At 72.5% G+C, this 20908-nt stretch carries 14 protein-coding genes and 2 pseudogenes; 6 read left to right on the top strand and 10 right to left on the bottom strand.

The genetic code is table 11. The features are described 5' to 3' along the window. The first annotated feature begins 48 nt into the window (after window positions 1-48). Window positions 49-682 (top strand): annotated as a pseudogene (locus LN251_RS21170) (N-acetyltransferase family protein). A gap of 7 nt (window positions 683-689) precedes the next feature. On the opposite strand, the gene LN251_RS21165 reads toward LN251_RS21170, so the two are convergent. From LN251_RS21165 to LN251_RS21140, 6 genes and pseudogenes are all read right to left on the bottom strand, one after another. Next, window positions 690-1868, bottom strand: a complete 1179-nt coding sequence (locus tag LN251_RS21165) for a YVTN family beta-propeller repeat protein (protein ID WP_458245760.1) — start codon at window positions 1866-1868, stop codon at window positions 690-692. Beyond that, the gene (locus LN251_RS21160; RefSeq protein ID WP_458245759.1) at window positions 1868-2674 is read right to left on the bottom strand and encodes a polysaccharide deacetylase family protein; all 807 of its coding nucleotides are present in this window, start codon (window positions 2672-2674) and stop codon (window positions 1868-1870) included. The genes LN251_RS21165 and LN251_RS21160 overlap by 1 nt, the downstream gene beginning before the upstream one ends. A gap of 310 nt (window positions 2675-2984) precedes the next feature. Then, on the bottom strand, window positions 2985-3488 hold the full coding sequence (locus tag LN251_RS21155; protein WP_142142597.1) for an ATP-binding protein: 504 nt from the start codon (window positions 3486-3488) through the stop codon (window positions 2985-2987). 264 nt (window positions 3489-3752) lie between these two features. Continuing rightward, a complete protein-coding gene (locus LN251_RS21150; RefSeq protein WP_458245758.1) occupies window positions 3753-4520 on the bottom strand; it encodes an enoyl-CoA hydratase/isomerase family protein in 768 nt (255 codons plus the stop codon). 76 nt (window positions 4521-4596) lie between these two features. Next, window positions 4597-5842 (bottom strand): annotated as a pseudogene (locus tag LN251_RS21145) (L,D-transpeptidase). Window positions 5843-5965: 123 nt separating this feature from the next. Next, window positions 5966-7126, bottom strand: a complete 1161-nt coding sequence (locus tag LN251_RS21140) for an Ig-like domain-containing protein (RefSeq protein ID WP_458246765.1) — start codon at window positions 7124-7126, stop codon at window positions 5966-5968. Between the two features lie 192 nt (window positions 7127-7318). On the opposite strand from LN251_RS21140, the gene glgX reads away from it, so the two are divergent. After that, entirely contained in the window at window positions 7319-9553 is a 2235-nt protein-coding gene (gene glgX, locus LN251_RS21135) for a glycogen debranching protein GlgX (protein ID WP_458245757.1), read from the top strand. 241 nt (window positions 9554-9794) lie between these two features. Here the strand turns inward: glgX and LN251_RS21130 are convergent, their stop codons facing one another. Genes LN251_RS21130 through LN251_RS21115 form a run of 4 tightly spaced genes read right to left on the bottom strand, consistent with a single transcriptional unit; the run spans window position 9795 to window position 13386 of the window. Further along, the gene (locus tag LN251_RS21130) at window positions 9795-10424 is read right to left on the bottom strand and encodes a response regulator (protein ID WP_458245756.1); all 630 of its coding nucleotides are present in this window, start codon (window positions 10422-10424) and stop codon (window positions 9795-9797) included. Beyond that, window positions 10414-11682, bottom strand: coding sequence for a sensor histidine kinase (locus tag LN251_RS21125; RefSeq protein ID WP_458245755.1), 1269 nt, complete (start codon window positions 11680-11682; stop codon window positions 10414-10416). The genes LN251_RS21130 and LN251_RS21125 overlap by 11 nt, the downstream gene beginning before the upstream one ends. Window positions 11683-11707: 25 nt before the next feature. Beyond that, window positions 11708-12442, bottom strand: coding sequence for an ABC transporter permease (locus LN251_RS21120; protein WP_458245754.1), 735 nt, complete (start codon window positions 12440-12442; stop codon window positions 11708-11710). Beyond that, window positions 12439-13386: an ATP-binding cassette domain-containing protein gene (locus tag LN251_RS21115; protein WP_458245753.1), complete on the bottom strand. Its 948-nt coding sequence runs from the start codon at window positions 13384-13386 to the stop codon at window positions 12439-12441. Before LN251_RS21115 ends, LN251_RS21120 begins: the two co-directional genes overlap by 4 nt. 205 nt (window positions 13387-13591) lie before the next feature. On the opposite strand from LN251_RS21115, the gene LN251_RS21110 reads away from it, so the two are divergent. The 4 genes from LN251_RS21110 (at window position 13592) to LN251_RS21095 (ending at window position 20777) form a co-directional block, all read left to right on the top strand. Continuing rightward, complete coding sequence (locus LN251_RS21110; protein WP_458245752.1) at window positions 13592-15370, top strand: ABC transporter ATP-binding protein; 1779 nt, start codon at window positions 13592-13594, stop codon at window positions 15368-15370. After that, window positions 15367-17229 (top strand): ABC transporter ATP-binding protein, encoded by a 1863-nt coding sequence (locus LN251_RS21105; RefSeq protein ID WP_458245751.1) that lies wholly within the window; start codon window positions 15367-15369, stop codon window positions 17227-17229. Before LN251_RS21110 ends, LN251_RS21105 begins: the two co-directional genes overlap by 4 nt. Before the next feature lie 48 nt (window positions 17230-17277). Next, a complete protein-coding gene (locus tag LN251_RS21100) occupies window positions 17278-18990 on the top strand; it encodes an ABC transporter ATP-binding protein (protein WP_458245750.1) in 1713 nt (570 codons plus the stop codon). Window positions 18991-19070: 80 nt separating this feature from the next. Next, a complete protein-coding gene (locus tag LN251_RS21095; protein ID WP_458246764.1) occupies window positions 19071-20777 on the top strand; it encodes an ABC transporter ATP-binding protein in 1707 nt (568 codons plus the stop codon). Window positions 20778-20908 lie beyond the last annotated feature (131 nt).

Raw genomic sequence — 20908 nt, 5'->3', positions numbered from 1 at the left:
TCTGCGAGTGTGGGCCTTGCAGTGGGTGGAGACTCAAGGAGCGCGGAGATGGAGACGTTGCGGGACATTCTCGACGCGGTGGCCCGCGGTGTCTTCCCGCCGGCGGACGGCGGCACGACCGTCGTACCGCAGGTCTGCGAGCGCGACGCCGGGGTCCTCGCCTTCACCGCGCACTCCGTCGTCTTCACCGACGAGGATCCGGGCTGGGTGTACGACACCCTGCGCGCCACGCACTGCGACGCGCTGGCCGCCTCCATGAACCCGCGCTTCCTGGCGGCGTTCATGGAGCGCACGGGCCGCAGGGCGGAGACGATCGACGCGCTGCTGGTCGCCGCCCCGCTGCCCGGCGACCCGCCCCTGGAGCTGCGGGAGATCGAGGACGCCGCCCACTCGCGGGTCGGCTACGCCCGCGGGCGGCGCGACGAGGTGCGGGCCCTGGACGGCGGACGGCGGAGTGCTGGTGACGGGGCGCGGCATCGGCGGCCGGCTGGAGGTGTCGGTGGAGGTCGACGCGGGGGTACGGCACCGGGGGCTGGGGCGGCTGCTGGTGAGCGCCGCCCGTCAGCTGGCCGCCGAGCCGCTGTGGGCGCAGGTCGCCCCGGGGAACGCCCGCAGCGTGCGGGCGTTCCAGGCCGCCGGCTACCGGGCCGTGGGCTCGGAGGCGCTGCTGCTGCCCGCGTAGGGCCAGGTCAGCGGAAGATGCCCGTGTGGCCGAGCGAGTAGCGGCCCGGCTGGGGGTAGACGGCGAGGCCGTGCGGGCCGCTGCCGACCTTGATGCGGGCCAGTTCGCGGCCGGAGGCGGTGTCGATGGCGTACACCTCGGCGTTGTAGCGGCCGGACAGCCACAGGACCTTGCCGTCGGCCGAGACGCCGCCCATGTCGGGGCTGCCGCCGCCGGGCAGGTGCCACTTCTTGGTGAGCTTGTTCTGCGTGAAGTCGAAGACGGAGATGCTGCCCTCGCCGCGGTTGGAGATGAACATCTCGCGTGAGTCGCGGCTGATGTAGAGCCCGTGGGCGCCCTTGCCGGTGGGCAGGAAGGACGGCTGGGCGAACGAGTCGCCGTCGAGGACCCACACGCCGTCGGCCATCATGTCGGCGATGTAGAACCGCTTGCCGTCGGGGGAGATCTTCACGTCCTGCGGCATCGAGCCGTGGAACGGCAGCTTCTGCTGTCCGACGACCTTCATTTGCTCGGTGTCGACCTTGAGCAGTTCGCCGCTGAACTCGCAGGAGACGATGAAGTACCGGCCGTCCAGGGAGAAGTCGGCGTGGTTGACGCCGTAGCAGCTGACCGGGACGGTCTTGACGCGCTTCATGGTGTGCGCGTCGCGGAAGACGAGTTCGCGGTCGAGGGAGGCCATGACGATCGCGTACTTGCCGTTCGGCGTGAAGTAGAGGTTGTAGGGGTCGTGGACGTCGACCGTCTTGCCCGCCTTGCCGGTCTTCGGGTCGATGGGGGTGAGGGTGTTGCCGCGGTCGTTGTTGACCCACAGCGTCTTCAGGTCCCAGGAGGGGACGACGTGCTGGGGCTGGGTGCCGACCGGGATGGTCTCGATCACCTTGTACGTGGCGGGGTCGATGACGGAGACGGTGTTGGAGTTGGTGTTGGGGACGTAGACGCGCGAGGGGAAGTCCTTCACGACCGGGGAGAGCTTGTTCGGGCGGTCGGCCGCGTACACGTCCTTGGGGTCGAGGACGGGCGGCATGCCGGGCAGTCCCTGGACGGCGGCCTGCTTTTGGGCGGGCGCGACGGCCGCCTTGCTGCCGAGGGCCTCGTCCTTGTGGTGGTCGGCGCCGGAGCTGCAGGCGGCCAGGGAGAGGAGGACGGCGCTCGCGAGGAGGGTGTGAGCGATTCGGGTGCGCTGCATCAGCTGAACAACTCCGTGGTGGTCACCGCGGACAGGCCGCGGTGGGCGAGTTCTTCCAGGACGGCGGGGAGCGCCTGGACGGTGTCCGGGTAGCCGAAGTGCAGGCTGACCACGGACCCGTCGCGCACCTCGGCGGCGACCTTGCGCGTGACGGCGTCGGCGCCGGGCCGGGTGTAGTCGAGGGAGTCGACGTCGTACGACAGGACGTGCGGGTATCCGGCGTCGCGGGCCAGGCGGGCGACGAGCGGGGAGGCCTGCGGGGCCCGGGAGGGGCGGAACCAGGTGCCGATCGAGCCGGTGAGGCGCCGGAGCCGGTCCGCGCAGGCGGTGATCTCGGAGCGGGCGTCGGCCTCGGACATGGCGTTGACCGCCAGGTGCCGTTGGGTGTGGTTGCCGAGGTCGTGGCCGCCGTCGAGGATCCGGCGGGCGATGTCCGGGTGTTCGTCGAGCCAGGTGCCGACGGCGAGGACGGTGAGGTGCGCGCCGTGCCTCTCTGCCTCGGTCAGCAGGGAGTGGGCGAGGACGGGGTCGCCCTGGCCGTGGAAGGTGAGGGCGACGCGGGGTCGGGTGCGGGGGCCGTGGGTGAGCTGTGCGGGGAGGCCCGGGTAGCGGCGGGGGGCTGGGGCCGCTCGCGGGGTGGCCGGCGAGGTGGCGGAGGGTTCGGTGGGCGTCGGAGGTGACGCGGAGGGCGCGGGATGTGCGACGGCGCCGTGCGTGGCACATCCGGCGGAGAGGGCGCCTGCGGCGAGGAGGCCGGCGCCCGTGCGTAGGGCCGTGCGGCGGTCGGTCGGGGTCACCCGCACCATTTAAGGGGGGCAGGGTAAGAAAACTGCCGATTGCCCCGATTGGGGAGCGTTTTCGGGTCGCGCCGATCGGCCGCGCAGGGCCGACGATCGGGGACGGCACGCGTGAAGCCAGGCCGACTCGCGCCACGGCGTGCTTGAAGCCAGGCGGACGCGCGCCACGGCGCGGGGGCGGGGGCCGAAAGGCCCTGGCGGTTCGCGCCGCCGGCCCGGAGCAACGCGGCCCGGCGTCACGGGGGCCCGAGGCCGAAAGGCTTCAGCCGGCGGCGACGGCTCGCCTGATGCCGGGTCGTCCCCCTGGCCGGACAGGCCCCTAGCGGTCGGCGACGCGCATCTCGAACCAGGTCGTCTTGCCGCGGGGCAGCAGGTCGACGCCCCAGCGGTCGGACAGCTTGTCGACCAGGAAGAGCCCGCGGCCGCTGATGTCGGTCTCCTGGACGGGCATCAGACAGGGCAGCCCCCGGGACGGGTCGCGGACCTCGATGCGGATCCAGCCCCTGCGGCGGCGCATCCGGAGGCCGAAGACCCGGGCGCCGGTGTGCCGGACGGCGTTGCCGACCAGTTCGGAGACCAGCAGGACGACGTCCTCGGTCATCTTCGGCGTCAGTCCCCACTGGCGCAGGACGACGACCTGGGCGAGACGGCGGGCGGTGGCCGCGGACTCGGGGCGGGAGGGGAGCGGGACCTCCGCCTCCGTCGGGTTGCCGAACAGTTCCAGCGCCTTCAGCGCCCGTTCGTCCTCCACCGCGGGCGACCAGCGCGCCGCCGTCGCACGGCCGTGTCCCCGCGGCTGTTCGATGCCCTCCAGCCCCGCCATGCCCCCATCATGGCCGCCGAAAGCTCACTCCGGGGCCGTTCCGGGGGAATACGCCCCCCGGAACGAACCGCTCCGGATGAGCCGTTCGGCATATGCCAAAGTCAATTCGGGGTCACTTGCAGCCCAGTTGAGCTGCGGCGCGGGCCGGGCGATCGGCAATCGACCGCGCCCCTCGACAAGCCAGACTTAAGGTTGCCTTAAGGCTCCCATAAACCGCCCCATCGAGGGATCACCGGATCGGACGGTGTGTCAATTGCAAGCGGTTCAGAGGAACTTCGCCTTGCCGGGCCCCTCCTCCACGAAGCTGCGCATCCCCCGCTCCCGGTCCTCGGTGGCGAACAGGCCCGCGAACCAGTTCCGTTCGACCGCGAGCCCCGTGTCGATGTCGGTCTCCAGGCCCGTGTCGACGGACTCCTTGGCCGCCCGCAGCGCGAGCGCCGGGCCCTGCGCGAGCTTCGCCGCCCACGCGTGCGCCGCGGTGTACACCTCGGCGGCCGGGACGACCCGGTCGACCAGGCCCAGCGTCAGCGCCTCGTCCGCCTTGACCATACGGCCGGTGAAGATCAGGTCCTTGGCCTTGGAGGGGCCGATCAGCCGGGACAGCCGCTGGGTGCCGCCGGCGCCCGGGATCAGGCCGAGGAGGATCTCCGGCTGGCCGAGCTTGGCGTTGTCCGCGGCGATGCGGAAGTCCGCGCACAGCGCGAGTTCGCAGCCGCCGCCGAGGGCGTAGCCGGTGATCGCCGCGACGACGGGCTTGGGGATGCGGGCGACCGCGGTGAACGAGTCCTGCAGGGCGCGGGCGCGCAGGACCATCGCCATGTGGTCCATGTTCTGCATCTCCTTGATGTCCGCGCCCGCCGCGAACACCTTCTCCCCGCCGTAGACGATCACGGCCCGCACGTCCTCGCGCCGGGTCGCCTCCTCGGCAAGCTCCTTGAGCCGGTCCTGGGTGGCGATGTCCAGCGCGTTCATTGGCGGACGGTCCAGACGGATGGTGCCGACGCCTTCGGCGACTTCGAGATTCACGGTCATGCAGGCAGGTTAACGGGCACTAACGGCAACGGCCCCGGTGCGGTACCTCACACCGGGGCCGTCGATCACCGTACTTCTACGACGTCCACTTCTCCCACGACATGTTCCAGCCGTTGAGCCCGTTGGCCGGGTCGACGGTGGCGTCGTGCGCGTTCTTCACCGTCACCACGTCGCCGACGATGGAGTGGTCGAAGAACCAGGCGCCCGACAGCGAGCGGTCGTAGCCGCCGCGCGTGTCGCGCAGGCCGATGCAGCCGTGGCTGGCGTTGTAGTTGCCGAAGGCGTCGCCGCCCCAGTAGTTGCCGTGGGCGAAGGTGCCCGAGTCGGTCAGCCGCATGGCGTCCGGGACGTCCTTGATGTCGTACTCGCCGCCGTAGCCGACCGTGTCGCCGTTCATCCGGGTCACCCGCAGCTTCTCGCTGATGACCATCTGGCCGTTCCAGGTGTCGTAGCCGGGCTTGCCGGTGGTGACGGGAAGGGTCTTGTACACCTTGCCGTCCCGCATGACCTTCATGGTGTGCTTCTTGGCGTCCACGATCGAGACCTGGTTGCGGCCGATGGTGAACTTCACGGTCTTGGCCTGCTTGCCGTAGACGCCGGGGCGGCCCTCGACGCCGTCCAGGTTCAGGCTGACGGTGACCTTGGTGCCGGACTTCCAGTAGTTCTCCGGGCGGAAGTCGAGGCGGTCGTTGCCGAACCAGTGGCCCTCGACGTCGACGGCCGGCTCGGTCTTGATGTTGATGGCCTTCTCGACGTCCGCGGGGTGCGTGATGCCCCGGGTGAAACGGATCGAGAACGGCATCCCGACGCCGACGGTGGAACCGGCCCTCGGGGGTGAAGCTGCCGACGAAGGTGTTCTTCGGGGTCAGCGTGGTGAAGCTGGAGTCCTCGGCCGCCTGGCGGCCCTCGGAGTCCTTGGCGACGGCGTGCACGGTGTACTTCGTGGACGCGGCCAGGTGGGTGGACGGCGTCCACGAGGCGCCGCCGTCGGTGATCTTCCCGGCTATCGTCCCCCCCTTGGCGGTCTTGACCTCGACCTGCGTCAACTTGCCCTTGGTGGCGCTGACCTTGAGCGCGCCGCTGGTGTCGACGGAGGTCGCGCCGTCCTTCGGGGCGATGGCGACGACCGCCACCGACTGCTTGCTCTGCGCGCTGTCCGCGCCCTTGCCCTTGGCATCCCCGGAACCGGACCCGGAGCCCGAGCCGCCCCCTCCGCACGCGGTGACGGTGAGGAGCAGGGCGCCGAGTATCAGCGCCGGCACCCCCTTGGCTCTCCGCCCGCGCGCGTCAACCGACGCCCCCGATATCGGCCGCACGTTCAAGTCGTTCTCCCCTCCCGGGCCTGGTCGGGCCCCACCCCAGTGCGCCAGCCCAGCGCATTCGCGCATATTAACCGGAGGGTTTTGAGAATCGTGTCAGCCGAAGGTCACCGTTTCGTCCCAACATCAACTGCCCGCTTTCCACTCCTTCCACCCCATGTTCCAGCCCCCGAGGCCGTTGTCGGGAGCGACCTTTTTGTCATTGCTGTGGACCACCTCGATCACGTCCCCGATCAGGCTGCGGTCGAAGAACCAGCCGGCGGGAGTGCCGGAGCCGCCGCCCTTGACGTCCCTGAGCCCCACGCACCCGTGGCTGACGTTGACCCGGCCCGGGGCGTCCGGCGCCCAGTAGTTGCCGTGCACGAAGGTGCCGGAGTCGGTCAGGCGCATGGCGTGCGGGACGTCCGGGATGTCGTACTCGCCGCCGAAGCCGACCGTGCGGCTGTTCATGCGGGTGACCTCGAGCATCTCCATCACCACCATCGTGCCGTTGTAGGTGGTGTGCTTGGGCGAGCCGGCCGTGACGGGCACGGTGGCCAGCAGCGCGCCGTCCCGCCGCACCTGCATGGTGTGCCGGGCCGCGTCGACCAGGGAGACCTGGCTGCGGCCGACGGTGAAGGAGAACGTCCTGTCCTGGATGCCGTAGACGCCGGGCGCCCCCTCGACGTCCCGCAGCCGCAGATCGACCGTGACCTGCGTGCCGGGCTTCCAGTAGTGCTCGGGACGGAAGTCCAGGCGCCCCCTGCCGAACCAGTGCGGGCGGATCTCCACGGCAGGGCGGGCGGTGACCCGGATCGCGCGCTCCACGGCCGCGCGGTTCTCGATCTCCCGGTTGAACTCCAGGGAGACGATCATGCCGGTGCCGACGGTGGCGCGGTTCTCGGGGGTGACGTAGCCGACGAACCGCTCGTCGGGGACGTAGGTGGTGAAGGTCGTGTGGCGGGCCGACCTGCGGCCGTGTCCGTCCAGGGCGACCGCGTCGACGGTGTACTTGGCGGCGAGCGCGAGCCGGCGCTCGTCCGGCTCCCAGCGCAGGCCGTCATCGGAGACGTGGCCGGGCACCTCGGTCTCCTGCGCGTCCTGCGCCTTGACGACCTTCACGGACTCCAGGCGCCCGCTGGGCACCCGCACCACCAGCCGCTGGTCGGGCCGGATGCTCTTGCTTCCGTCGTCCGGTGAGACCCGGATGACGTCCTCGGGGGCGGGAGGCTTGCCCAGGGCCTCGTCGATCCGGGGCGGGGAGGTACAGCCGGCGAGAAGCCCGGCCCATGTCAGTACGGCGGCCAGTGCGGCCCCCGCGCGCCGCGCGCGCCTGTGTGCGTCCTTCACATGGGGCCCAACGAGCGGCCCCGCCCTGGGGAAACGTGAGTGCGAGCCACGCTCTGGGCAGAACAGTGGGGAGGACGGCGTGAGGGACACCGCGGCCGGGACGCCGCACACCCTTTCCATTCCGTTCCACGAGCCGTGGGAGGCCGACAGGTGTCCAGCGCAGCCGAGCAGAAGGCGGTGGCCGAGGAGGGCGTGCGCCCCGCCGTCGTGGTCGACGGCGGGGTCCGCAGGGTGCCGGGCGTGCCCGTGCGGCCGGGTGCGCCGACGCCGCTGGGCGCCCGGTTCCGTACCGGGCCGGACGGGGTGGCGGGCACCAACTTCGCGCTGTGGGCGGGCGGCGCGGAGGCGGTGGAGCTGTGCCTGTTCGAGGAGCGGGGCAAGGAGACGCGGGTCCGCCTGACCGAGCTGACCCACGAGATCTGGCACGGCTTCGTGCCTGGGGTCGGGCCCGGGCAGCGGTACGGCTACCGGGTGCACGGCCGCTGGGACCCGTGGACGGGTGGCCGCTGGAACCCGGCCAAGCTGCTGCTCGACCCTTACGCGCGCGCGGTGGACGGCGACTTCGGCCTGCCGCCGGAGGTGTACGGCCATGTGCGCGACTGGCCGCAGCAGCACGTCGCGGACACCGTGCGCGACGAGCGGGACTCGGCGCCGTTCGTCCCCAAGGGCGTCGTCGTCCACGACGACGACGACTGGTCCGACGACCGCCGCCCGAAGACCCCGTGGGCGGACTCGGTCATCTACGAACTGCACGTGAAGGGCTTCACGCAGCTGCACCCGGGCATCCCGGAGGAGCTGCGCGGCACGTACGCGGGCCTCGCGCACCCGGCGGCGATCGAGCACCTGGTGAAGCTGGGCGTCACGGCCGTCGAACTGCTGCCCGTGCACCAGTTCGCCCACGAGGACCACCTGCTGCGCCGCGGCCTGAGGAACTACTGGGGCTACAACTCCATCGGCTACTTCGCCCCGCACGCCGGGTACGCCGCCTCCGGTACGACCGGACAGCAGGTCGGCGAGTTCAAGCGGATGGTACGGGCGCTGCACGCGGCCGGCATCGAGGTGATCCTGGACGTCGTCTACAACCACACGGCCGAGGCGGGTGAGCTGGGCCCCACTCTCTCTCTGAAGGGCATCGACAACCGCGGCTACTACCGGCTTCAGTCGGACGCGCGCCGCTACGCCGACTACACCGGCTGCGGCAACACCCTGCACGTGGTGCAGCCGCACGTGCTGCGCCTCATCACCGACTCGCTGCGCTACTGGGTGACGGAGATGGGCGTCGACGGCTTCCGCTTCGACCTGGCCGCCGCGCTGGCCCGTTCGATGCACGACGTCGACATGCTCTCGCCGTTCCTCGCGGTCATCGCCCAGGACCCGGTGCTCAGGCGCGTGAAGCTGATCGCCGAGCCGTGGGACGTGGGCTCCGGCGGCTACCAGGTGGGCGCCTTCCCGCCGCTGTGGACGGAGTGGAACGACCGGTACCGCAACGCCGTACGGGACTTCTGGCGCGGCGCGCTGCCCGATGTGCGCGACCTCGGCTACCGCCTGTCGGGCTCCAGCGACCTGTACGCCTGGGGCGGCCGGCGGCCCTACGCCTCCGTCAACTTCATCACCGCGCACGACGGTTTCACCCTGCGCGACCTGGTGTCGTACGAACGCAAGCACAACGAGGCCAACGGCGAGGGCAACCGCGACGGCACGGACGACAACCGGTCCTGGAACTGCGGGGCGGAGGGCGAGACCGACGACGAGCGCGTACGGGCCCTGCGGCGGCGGCAGCTGCGGAACCTGCTGACCACGCTGCTGCTGTCGACGGGCGTGCCGATGCTCGTCGCCGGTGACGAGCTGGGCCGCACCCAGCGCGGCAACAACAACGCCTACTGCCAGGACAACGAGATCGGCTGGCTGGACTGGGGACTGCTGGCGGAGCCCGGCTGGAAGGCGCTGTTCGACCTCACCTCCCGGCTGATCGCGCTGCGCCACCGCCACCCGGTGCTGCGCCGCCGCGCCTTCTTCTCGGGCCGCGCGCACTCGGCGGACGGCCTGCGCGACCTGGCCTGGTTCACCGCGCGCGGTGCGGAGATGACGGAACGGGACTGGTACGCGCCCGCCGCCACGCTCGGCATGTACCTCTCCGGACGGGACATCCCGGGCCGCGACGAGCGCGGCGAGGCGATCCTCGACGACAGCTTCCTCGCCGTCCTGCACGCCGGTGACCGCCCGTCGGGCTTCGTGCTGCCGGGGCCGCCCTGGGCCGAGCGGTACGAGGTGGTCGTCGACACCTCACGCGAGACACAGGCGGAGGAACCGGGGACGACGCACCGGGCAGGAGCGGCGATCACGGTCCCGGCCCGCTCGGTCCTGCTGCTGCGGGTGGCCGGATGAGCCAGGGCCTGTCGTTTGGATCGGGTCGGTTGCAGGGGACGGTGCGTCGTGGCCGAGCCGAGCGGGGTCTGGTGCGTGCGGCTGCAAGGCGGAGGAGGGAGTCGACGCGATGGGGGTCCCCCCGCTCGAGCGAAGCCGAGGGTGGGGGAGTCGGCGAGTGACGACAACGCGGTTGGGAGTGCCCCCTCCGGGGGAGTGCGTGGCAGGCTCCGCGACGCCGAGCTGATCCAAACGGCAGGCCCTAACCGAGGATGCCCCGCTGGTAGGCGGTGGCCACCGCGGCCGCGCGGTCGTTCACGCCCAGCTTGGCGTACAGGTGGGTGAGGTGGGTCTTCACCGTCGCCTCGCTGATGAACAGTTCGCGGGCGATCTCACGGTTGGAGGTGCCCCGGGCGACCAGGGCCAGCACCTCGCGCTCGCGGGCCGAGAGGGGCTCGTTGCCGGGGGCACGCACCGCGGAGACCAGGCGGGAGGCGACGGCCGGGGAGAGGACGGTGCGGCCCTCGGCGGCGGCGCGCACGGCGGTGAACAGCTCGTCGCGCGGGGCGTCCTTGAGGAGGTAGCCCGTGGCGCCGGCCTCGATCGCCGGAAGGGTGTCGGTGTCGGTGTCGTACGTCGTCAACACGAGCACCTTGGCGCGGGCGCCGCGCCGGGTGAGCTCGGCGATGGCGTCGACCCCGCCGCCGCCCGGCATGCGCAGGTCCATCAGCACCACGTCGGGATCGAGCGCGGCGGCCCGCTCGACCGCCTCGACGCCGTTCGCGGCCTCGCCGAGGACGCGGAAGCCGGGCGCGGACTCGAACATGCCGCGCAGACCGTCCCGTACGACGGGATGGTCGTCGACGATCAGCACGGAGATGTCAGCGGTCATGGCGGACCAACGGTACGCGAGCCGACAGCGCCGTGCCGTGCCCAGGCTCGGACTCGACGGTCAGGGAGCCGGCGATGCGCTCGGCGCGGGCCCGCATGCCGTCCAGGCCGAAGCCTCCGGAGGCGGTGCGGGCCGGTACGGCGGCCGGATCGAAGCCGGTGCCGTCGTCGCGGATGTCGAGGACGACCTCGTCGCCCATGAAGGACAGGGTGACCCCGACGCGGGTGGCCCGGGCGTGGCGGGCGGCGTTGGACAGGGCCTCCTGGACGATGCGCAGCAGGGTGGCCGCCACTTCGCCGTGCAGTTGCTCGGCGGTGCCGGTGACGGTGAAGTCGGCCCGTACGCCGGTGCGTTCGCCCCATGCGAAGACCGTCTTCTTCAACGCCTGGGGCAACCCGTCGTTGTCCAGGGCGGCCGGGGCGAGGTTGTGGACGGAGCGGCGGGCCTCCCCCAGGCTGTGGCGGGCCAGCTCCACGGCACGGCCCACGTGTTCGCGGGCCGCCGCCTCGTCGGGGGTGTTCGCCACGACCTGGAGCTGGGCGATGATGCCGGTCAGGCCCTGGGCGATGGTGTCGTGGATCTCGGCGGCCAGCCGCCGCCGCTCGTCGGCGACACCCGCCTCCCGTGCCTGGACCAGGAGTTGGGCGTGAAGGGCGGCGTTCTCGTCGAGCGCCTGCTGCAACGCGGCGTTGGTGCGCTCCAGTTCGGTGATGGTCTCGGTCCGCTCGCGGGCCCGCCGTGTCTCCTGCTCGGTGAGATGGGCGACCACCATCTGCAGACCGGAGTTGGCGGCCAGCAGCGCGAGGAAGACCAGCCACTGGACCGCGCCGTGGAACGGCATCCCGCCGGCCTGCGCGCCGGCCACGGTGACAGCACTCGCGAACAGCCCGAGCCGCTGCCACCGGCTGCCCGGGATCGTCTCGTCGGCGTCCATGTAGCCGGTCGCGGCGTAGAACGCGAAGAACGGGTTGAGCCAGGTGAGGGCAAAGGCCAGCGCCCAGCGGACGGCGTAGTACACGGTCCCGGCCCCGGAGGGGACGCGGCGGCGGTCGGGGCCCTGGGGGCGGGTGCTGTGCCACCACAGCTGCAGGACGACCGCCGCGCCGATCAGGGCCCAGCCGGTGTACCACTTGGCCGGGCCGGCGTGCGGGTCGGCGGTGGCGAGGGCGGGGACGAGACCGATGAACAGCAGCCCGTACGGCCCCCAGGTGTGGAACTGCTCCCAGCGCCGCTCGATCTGCGTGTCCACCCCGGTCATGTCCTCAGTCTGCACGGCCCCGTCCCTACTCCCAGCGGAACCAGCGCACGGCCGCGCCGGTCAGCAGCAGGATCCACACGGCCAGCACGCCGAGGTGGCCCCAGCCGGGCCAGTGCCCGGCCGCCGCCTGGTTCAGGGCCTGCGCGGCGGCGCCGAAGGGCGTGCAGTCGACGATCCTCGCCATCAGGTGCGGCATGGACTGCACCGGCAGCCACACGCCCGCGCAGAACATCGACGGGAAGAACACGGCCGATCCGATCGCGCCCGCGATCTTCGTCGTACGGGACAGCGCCGACACCACCGATCCGAGAGCGAGGGCGACCAGGACGGCCAGGAGCAGCGCGAGGAGGTAGCCGAGGGGCTGCTCGGGCAGCCGTACGCCGAAGGCCAGCCGCCCGGTCACGAGGGCGAGCAGCGCCGAGGCCAGGGCCGCGCCGCCGTACACCGCCATCTGCGCGGACAGCAGGGCGGAGGGGCGGACGGGTGTGGTGGCCATCCGGCGCAGGATGCCGCGCTCGCGGTAGCCGGTGAGGGTCTGCGGCATGGACTGCAGGCCGCCGACGATCAGGCCGAGCAGTACGGCGACCGGGACGTAGACGTCGATGGTGCGCAGTCCGCCGAGGTCGCTCTGGTGCTCCCGGAAGCCGGGGATCGAGCCGAGGATCACCAGCAGCAGGGTCGGGAAGAGCAGGATCCAGAAGATCGCGCCGGGTTCGCGGCGGAAGAGCCGGACCTCGGTCCGCAGGACGGCGGTGCTCATGACGCGGTCTCCTTCGTGTCGGCCGTGTCGGCCGTGTCGGCCTTCGTGTCGGCCTTCGTCAGGTCCAGGAAGGCGTCGTCGAGCGTGGCGTCCACGACGCGCAGCTGGTGGGCGGTGACGCGGTGGCGGGCGAGCAGGGTGATGACGGCGTTGACGGTCTCGTCGGTGCCGGCCAGCGTGATCCGGCCGTCCTTGCGGTCGACGGAGGCGAGCGCGGGCAGGGCGGCCAGGTCACCGTCGTCCAGCGGGGCGGACGGGGTGAAGCTGATGACCGTGGCGCCCGCCGAGCGCCGGATCAGGCCGGCCGGGGTGTCCAGGGCGGCCACCCGCCCCTTGTCGATGACGGCGATCCGATCGCACAGCCGCTGGGCCTCCTCCATGAAGTGGGTGACCAGCAGCACCGTCACCCCGCTCGCCCGGACGTCCTCGATGAGCTGCCAGGTGTCCCGGCGGGCCCGCGGGTCGAGGCCGGTGGTGAGTTCGTCGAGGACGACGACACGGGGGTTGCCGATCAACGCCAGGGCGATGAACAGGCGTTGCTTCTGACCGCCCGACAGCTTGGCGAACCGGGTGGTGAGCTGTGCGGTGAGGCCGAGGCGTTCGGCGAGCGGCGCCCAGTCGAGCGGGCTGGGGTAGAAGGAGGCGTACAGCTCCAGCGCCTCGCGGACGGTGAGCTTGGGCTGCAACTCGCTCTGCTGGAGCTGGGCGCCCAGGACGCGGGCCACGCGTGCGTGGTCGGCGACGGGGTCGAGGCCGGTGACGCGGACGCGGCCGGCGTCGGGGACGCGCAACCCCTCGACGCACTCGACGGTGGTGGTCTTGCCGGCGCCGTTCGGGCCGAGGATCCCGAAGATCTCGCCCTCCTCGACGGCGAGGGAGACCCCGTCGACGGCGGGCCGGCCGCCGTAACTCTTGCGCAGGTCGGTGACTTCGATGACGGACATGGCACCAGCGTCGCCAAAGGCGGGGTCCGGCCACATCGGCCGTCGCGCTCGAAGCCGCATCAGCCGATCGGTGGATGCGGCCCTACGACCCCGCCGCCGCTCCCGTGCGGCCGCTCGAACGCGCAGGTCGTAGGACCATGGGCCGATTCCGGTCCGGCCAAAACTCGGTGGGCGTTGTCAGTGCCGATCCGTAGGCTCACCCCTGATGCCCACGACACGTGCAACCACCAAGGACCGGTCGGCGGTACGCACCCTGCTCCGCCTGTGGCCCCATGTCCGGCCCGTGCGGGCGCGGCTGGTGACGGCCGCGTGCGTGGCGATCGTCGCCTCCTGCGCGGGTCTCGTCATCCCGCTGGTGCTGAAGTGGATGGTCGACGGCCCCGTGGCCGACCGCGACCCGGCGGGCGTGTGGCTCGGCGCGCTGTACCTGCTGCTCCTCGGGGTGGCCGAGGCGCTGCTGTTCGGGCTGCGGCGCTGGCTGGTGGCGCGGCCGCTGTCCGGCGTCGAGGCGGGCATGCGGGCCACGCTGTACGGGCACCTGCAGCGGCTGCCGGTCGCCTTCCACGACCGGTGGGCTTCGGGACAGTTGCTCTCGCGCGGCACGACGGACCTGATGCTGCTGCGCCAGTTCCTCGCCTTTCCGCTGACGTTCCTGCTGGTCAACGGCGTGACGATCCTGGTCGGTGTGACCATCATGCTGCTCCAGGACTGGACGCTGGGCCTGGTGATCCTGGTGCCGGCCGTGCCCGTCGTGGTCACCTGCGTGATCTTCGAGAAGCGGTACGCGCGCGTGGCACGGCTCGCGCAGGACCAGGTCGGCGATCTGACGACGGTCGTCGAGGAGAGCGTGCTCGGCATCCGCATCATCAAGGGCTTCGGGCGCCACCGCAGCCAGGAACGGGCCTTCCGGGAGCTGTCGCGGACGCTGCGCGGGACGGAGCTGCGCAAGGCGGGGCTGCTGGCCACGATCTTCGGCGTCATCGTGACGCTGCCGGAACTGGCCATCGGGGCGGCGCTGGTGCTGGGGACCGTGCGGGTGGCGGACGGTTCGCTGTCGGCGGGGACGCTGGTGGCGTTCTTGTCGACGGCGCTCGCGCTGCGGTGGCCGGTGGACTCCATCGGCTTCCTGCTGGCGATGAGCCAGGAGGCGGCGACGGCCACCGAACGGTACTTCGAGGTACTGGACGAGGAGCAGGAGGACTCCGGGCGATCCGCCGTGCGGCCGTCGCTGGACAGCGGCCTGCGCTTCCACGACGTCCGCTTCCGCTACCCCGACGCCCCGGACGGCTCACCCCCCGTCCTGGACCGGATCGACCTTCACATCCGTCCCGGCGAGTCCATGGCGCTGGTCGGTGCCACCGGAAGCGGCAAGACCACCCTCACCGCGCTCGTCCCGCGCCTGCACGAGATCACCTCGGGTCGCATCACCCTGGACGGCGAGGACATCACCGCCATGTCCCGCGAGGAGCTGCGCGCCAAGGTGGCCGTGGCCTTCGAGGAACCGACCCTGTTCTCCGCGAGCGTCGGGGAGAACGTGCTCATGGGCGCCGGCGACCGGGCCGGGGCCGCCGAGCTGAACCGCGCCCTGTCGGTGGCGCAGGCCGAGTTCGCGCACGCGCTGCCACAGGGCACGGACACGCAGGTCGGCGAGCAGGGCCTGAGCCTGTCCGGCGGCCAGCGCCAACGCCTCGCGCTCGCCCGGGCCGTCGTCGGCCGGCCCCGGTTCCTCGTCCTGGACGACCCCCTGTCGGCGCTGGACGTGCACACGGAGGCCGCCGTGGAGGCCGCCCTGCGGGACGTGCTGGCCGAGACCACGGCGCTCATCGTGGCGCACCGCCCGTCCACCGTGCTGCTCGCCGACCGGGTCGCCCTGCTGTCCGGGGGCCGTATCGCGGCCGTGGGCACCCACCACGAACTGCTGCGCGGCAACGCCGAGTACGCCCACCTGATGTCGGGCGCCCAGGAAGCGGAGGACGAGCGATGACGGCACCCTCGACGTCCGTGTCCACGGCCGACGACGAACCGGACCTCCCGCGCCCCGCGGGCCCCTCCGACCCCTTCGACCGGGACGTGCTGCCCACTCCCGCGGGCGCCACCGCCGGGCTGCTGCGCTCACTGCTCGCCCCGCGCAGGTCAGGTGTCGCCCTGGCCGGGTTCCTGCTGCTGCTCCAGCAGGCGGCGGTGCAGGCGGGCCCGCTGCTGGTGGCGTACGCGATCGACAACGCCGTACCGGCGTTCCGGCGCGACGACCACGGGCCGCTGGTGCTGGTGGCCGTCGCCTATCTGCTGTGCGCGCTGGCCTCGGGGGTGCTGCAGTCGGCGTTCATCCTGACCTCGGCCCGGGTCAGCCAGGACGTGCTGCTGGACCTGCGGGGCCGGATCTTCCGGCACGCGCAGGCGTTGAGCATCGACTTCCACGAGCGGTACACGAGCGGCCGACTGATCTCGCGCTCCACCACGGACGTGGAGTCGCTGCGCGAGCTGCTGAACGAGGGCCTGCAGGAGCTCGTGACGGTCGTCCTGTCCTTCGTGTCCATCTCGGCGATGCTGCTGTGGCTGGATCCGGGCATCGGGGCACTGGCGGTGGCGTCGTTCGTGCCGCTGTATCTGCTGGTTCGGCTCTACCAGCGGCGTGCGGGACGGGTGTACCGGGTGCGGTCGACGGCCATCGCGGCCGTGATCGTGAAGTTCGTCGAGACGATGAACGGCATCCGCCCGGTGCGTGCCTTTCGCCGGGAGGCCGCCAACGACGCCGAGTTCGGGGTGCTCAACCGGCGCCACGAGCGGACCAACGGCGACGCGATGCTGGAGATGGCCCGCTATGTCGTGGGCTCCCGGCTGGTCGCCAACACCGCCGTCGCGGCGATCGTGCTGTGGGGCGCCTACCGGGTGGCGGACGGCTCACTGGAGCTCGGCGTGCTGGCGGCCGCGGTGCTGTACCTGCGCCGGCTGTACGACCCCATCGACCGGCTCGGCATGTTCCTGAACGCCTACCAGTCGGCGGCGGCCTCGCTGGAGAAGATCGCCGGCCTGCTCGCGCAGACGCCCTCCGTCCCGGAGCCCTCGGCGCCCGTGCGGCTTCCCGCCCTCGCCGACGGCCGGGGCCCGGGCCGCGAGGTCGTCTTCGACGGCGTGCGCTTCGGCTACCGCACCGGCGGCGAGGTCCTGCCCCGCTTCGACCTCACGCTGCCGGCCGGGCAGACGGTCGCGGTCGTCGGCACCACCGGCGCGGGCAAGTCGACGCTGGCGAAGCTGCTCGCCCGCTTCTACGACCCGTCCGAGGGGCGGGTCCTGCTCGACGGCGTCGACCTGCGCGAGCTGTCCGTGCCCGAACTGCGGCGCGGGGTGGTGATGGTGACGCAGGAGGCGTTCCTGTTCTCCGGCACGGTCGCCGAGAACATCGCCGTCGGGCGGCCGGAGGCGAGCCGTGAGGAGATCGAGCGGGCCGCGAAGGCGATCGGCGCGCACGACTTCATCGAGGCGCTGCCCGACGGGTACGACACCGACGTACGCAAGCGGGGCGGCCGCATCTCCGCCGGTCAGCGTCAACTCGTGGCGTTCGCGAGGGCGTTGCTGGCGGACCCGGCCGTGCTGATCCTCGACGAGGCGACCAGCTCGCTGGACGTCCCCGGTGAGCGGGCCGTGCAGCGCGCCATGTCGACGGTCCTGCGCGGCCGTACGGCGGTCGTCATCGCCCACCGGCTGTCGACGGTGGAGATCGCCGACCGGGTCCTGGTGATGGAGCACGGCCGGATCGTCGAGGACGGCACACCGGCCGAACTCGTCGCGGGCACCGGCCGGTTCGCGGATCTGCACCGGGCGTGGCGGGACAGTCTGGCGTGACCTCGCGCCGGGACGAGTGATCTGTGGTGCGACCTTCCAGGGGGACAGGTGATCGACGCGTACGAGGAGCCCGGGGAGCCCGACCGTCGTGGCGGCGCCCGCTATCTGCTGTGGCTGGTGCGCTGCCAGCCCGGCAGATGCGCCACCGGGGCGGTGCTGGGCAGCGTGTGGATGGTCCTGCTGGCGGCGACCCCCTATCTGCTGTCCCGGGCGATCGACGACGGGCTGGTGCCGGGTAACTTCCCGGCGCTGGCGGGCTGGACGGCGGTGCTGTTCGCGGTCGGGGCGTTCAACGCCTGGCTGAGCATCATGCGGCACCGCACCATGACCCGGGTGCGCATGGACGCCAACTTCCGCACGGTGAAGGTGGTCGTGGACCAGGCGGTGCGGCTGGGGGCCGCGCTGCGGGGCCGGGTGGGGGCCGGGGAGGTCGTCACGATCGGCGTGGGCGACGTGCAGACGATCAGCCAGTCGCTGACGGTGGTGGGGCCCGGCGTCGGGGCGGTGGTCGCCTACCTCGTGGTCGCCGGTCTGCTGCTGTCCGTCTCTGCGCTGGTGGCGGCCGTGGTCCTGCTCGGCATGCCCGTGATCGTCGTCCTCGTGGGCCCGCTGCTGGCCCGGCTGCAGGGCGCGGAGAGCGAGTACCGGGAGCGGCAGGGCGTGCTGACCGCCCGGATCGCCGACCTCGCGGGCGGGCTGCGGGTCCTCAACGGCCTCGGCGGCAAGGGGCTGTTCGCGCAGGCATTCCGGCGCGACTCGCAGCGCCTGCGCCGGCAGGGCTACCGGGTCGGCGCGGTCACCAGCTGGGTCCAGGCGCTCGGGGTGGGCCTGCCGACGCTGTTCCTGGCCCTGGTGACCTGGCTGGCGGCCCGGCTGGCCGCCCAAGGACTCATCACCGTCGGCCAGTTGGTGTCCGTCTACGGCTATGTGGCGGTGCTGGTGGGCCCGGTCGCCTTCTGGGTGGAGTGCGGCTACCAGATCAGCCGGGGGCTGGTGGCGGCCCGCCGTGTCGTGCGGTTCCTGCGGCTCGAGCCCCTCGCCGACACCGGCACCCGTGACGCGCCGGAGGGGCCCGCGGAACTGTGCGACCCCGAGTCGGGGGTGCGGGTCCGGCCGGGCGGGCTGACCGCGCTGGCCGCCGCCCGCCCGTCCGACGCGGCGGCCGTCGTCGACCGGCTGGGGGGATACACGCCCTCGGCGGCGACCTGGGGCGAGGTTCCGCTGGCCGACATCCCGGTGGCGCGGATCAGGGAGCGCGTCCTGGTCGCCGACCACGAGGCGGACCTGTTCGCGCAGACGCTGCGCTCCCTGGTCTGCGGGCGGCGGGAGCGGGCGCGGGAGGACATCGAGCGGGCGTTGCGCACGGCGGTCGCCGAGGACGTCGTGCACGGGCTGCCGGACGGGCTCGACTCGGTGATCGAGGCCCAGGGCCGCAACCTCTCCGGCGGCCAGCGCCAGCGGGTGCGGCTGGTGCGCGCCCTGCTCGCCGACCCCGAGGTGCTGCTCGCCGTGGAGCCGACGTCGGCCCTGGACGCCCACACCGAGGCGCGGGTCGCCGAGCGGCTGCGCGCGGCGCGGCAGGGCCGTACGACGCTGGTCACGACGACGTCCCCGCTCGTGCTGGACCGGGCGGACACCGTGTACTTCCTGGTGGACGGAGCGGCCGTGGCGGCCGGGAGCCACCGCGAACTGCTCGACACGGAACCCGCCTACCGGGCGCTGGTGGCCCGGGACGTGGACGCCGAGGAGGTCGTCCGGTGACATCGCCTTCCCCTCGTACGGTGACACCGGACCCCACCGGGCGCCTTCCCGTCGCCGAACGCGCCGACGTGCGGCGCGCGATGGTGCGGCTCGTGCGCGCCGACGTCCGGGCCTTCGCCGCCGTACTGGCGCTCAACGCGTGCGCCGCCGGCGCCGGGCTGGCCGGGCCCTGGCTGGTGGGGCGGATCGTGGACGAGGTGCGGGCCGGCGGGGGCGTGGGCGCCGTCGACCGGCTGGCCCTGTGGATCCTGCTCTGCTCGCTCGCGCAGCTGCTGCTGGCCCGCTGGGCGCGCTATGTCGGCCATCGCTTCGGCGAGCGGACGCTGGCCCGGGTGCGGGAGGAGTTCGTCGACCGCGCGCTCGCGCTGCCCGCGTCGGTCGTGGAGCGGGCCGGCACCGGTGATCTGACCGCGCGCGGCACGGGAGACGTGGCGCTGGTCGGCACCACCCTGCGCGACGCGGGCCCGGACCTGCTCATCAACGGCGTGCAGGCGCTGTTCCTGCTCGCCGCCGTGTTCGCGCTGCACCCGCTGCTGGGCGCGTGCGGTCTGCTCGGTCTGGTGCCCATCGGGTGGGGCGTGCGCTGGTATCTGCGGCGCGCCCGGGACGGCTATCTCGCCGAGGGAGCCGCCACCTCGGAGGTGGCGGAGATCGTCGCGGCGACGGCGGCCGGTGCCCGCACGGTCGAGGCGCTGCGACTTCAGGAGCGGCGTGTGAGGGCGGCCCGGGACGCGCTGGAGACGTCCCGGCGCACCCGGCTGTACACGCTGTTCCTGCGGAGCGTGTTCTTCCCCGTGGTGGAGGTGTCCTACCTCCTCCCGGTGGCCGCGGTCCTGCTGACCGGCGGGCTGCTGCACGGACGGGGCACGCTGAGCCTGGGCGCGGTGGTGGCGGCCGCCCTTTATCTGCAGCGGCTGAGCGGGCCACTCGACGAGATCCTGATGCGGATCGAGCAACTGCAGAACAGCGGGGCCTCGTTCGCCCGCGTCGAGGGCCTGGCCCGGGCGCCGCGGGCGGTGCGGGACGGCTCGCCGACACCGGCCGGCGACCGGATCGACGTGTCGGGGGTCCGGTACGCCTACGACCGCGGCGGCGAGGTGCTGCACGGGGTCGACCTGACCGTACGGCCCGGGGAACGGCTGGCGGTCGTGGGCCCCTCGGGGGCCGGGAAGACGACCCTGAGCCGGCTCCTGGCGGGGGTCGAGGCGCCGACCGAGGGATCGGTGACCGTCGGCGGTGTGCCCGTCGTCGACCTCGGTCCCGAGCAGCTGCGCCGGCAGGTCGTCCTGGTCACCCAGGAGCACCACGTGTTCCTCGGCACGGTCCGCGACAACCTGCTCGTGGCCGAACCGGACGCCACGGACGAGGAGTTGTGGGCGGCGCTCGCTGCGGTGGGCGCCGGGGAGTGGGTGCGCGAGCTGCCGGACGGCCTGGACACCCCGCTCGGCGACGGGGGCCGGCACACCGACGGTTCGCAGGCGCAGCAACTGGCCCTGGCGCGCGTGGTGCTGGCCGACCCGCACACCCTGATCCTCGACGAGGCGACGGCGCTGCTGGACCCGGCGACCGCCCGTCACACCGAGCGCGCCCTGGCCGCCGTGCTGGAGGGCCGCACGGTCATCGCGATCGCGCACCGGCTGCACACCGCGCACGACGCGGACCGCGTGGCCGTGATGGAGAACGGCCGGCTCACCGAACTGGGCACCCATGAGCAGCTGGTGGCGGCGGGCGGCGCGTACGCGGCGCTGTGGGGGACGTGGCACGGGGAGGGATCGCACCCCGCGTGATCGCGTCACGGGCCGGGTGATCGGCTCATAGGCCAGCGGCATGTTCGTATAGCGAACACGGATATCCGGTCAACGAACTATTTCTGGCCAAGTTCCTGACGCGCTCCTGACAGGCGGTCAATCTCCTGCCA

The sequence above is a fragment of the Streptomyces sp. MAI_2237 genome, from assembly GCF_054189285.1.
The sequence above is the reverse complement of the archived record's forward strand: the minus strand, read 5'-3'. Positions and strand labels throughout refer to the sequence as shown.

Coding starts and splice junctions, on each gene's coding strand:
- LN251_RS21155 (WP_142142597.1), bottom strand. CDS start 3,488: ATGGCGGGGCTGGAGGGCATCGAACAGCCGCGGGGACACGGCCGTGCG.
- LN251_RS21115 (WP_458245753.1), bottom strand. CDS start 13,386: ATGTCCGTCATCGAAGTCACCGACCTGCGCAAGAGTTACGGCGGCCGG.
- LN251_RS21160 (WP_458245759.1), bottom strand. CDS start 2,674: ATGGTGCGGGTGACCCCGACCGACCGCCGCACGGCCCTACGCACGGGC.
- LN251_RS21125 (WP_458245755.1), bottom strand. CDS start 11,682: ATGACCGGGGTGGACACGCAGATCGAGCGGCGCTGGGAGCAGTTCCAC.
- LN251_RS21110 (WP_458245752.1), top strand. CDS start 13,592: ATGCCCACGACACGTGCAACCACCAAGGACCGGTCGGCGGTACGCACC.
- LN251_RS21130 (WP_458245756.1), bottom strand. CDS start 10,424: ATGACCGCTGACATCTCCGTGCTGATCGTCGACGACCATCCCGTCGTA.
- LN251_RS21150 (WP_458245758.1), bottom strand. CDS start 4,520: ATGACCGTGAATCTCGAAGTCGCCGAAGGCGTCGGCACCATCCGTCTG.
- LN251_RS21105 (WP_458245751.1), top strand. CDS start 15,367: ATGACGGCACCCTCGACGTCCGTGTCCACGGCCGACGACGAACCGGAC.
- LN251_RS21165 (WP_458245760.1), bottom strand. CDS start 1,868: ATGCAGCGCACCCGAATCGCTCACACCCTCCTCGCGAGCGCCGTCCTC.
- LN251_RS21095 (WP_458246764.1), top strand. CDS start 19,071: ATGGTGCGGCTCGTGCGCGCCGACGTCCGGGCCTTCGCCGCCGTACTG.
- LN251_RS21120 (WP_458245754.1), bottom strand. CDS start 12,442: ATGAGCACCGCCGTCCTGCGGACCGAGGTCCGGCTCTTCCGCCGCGAA.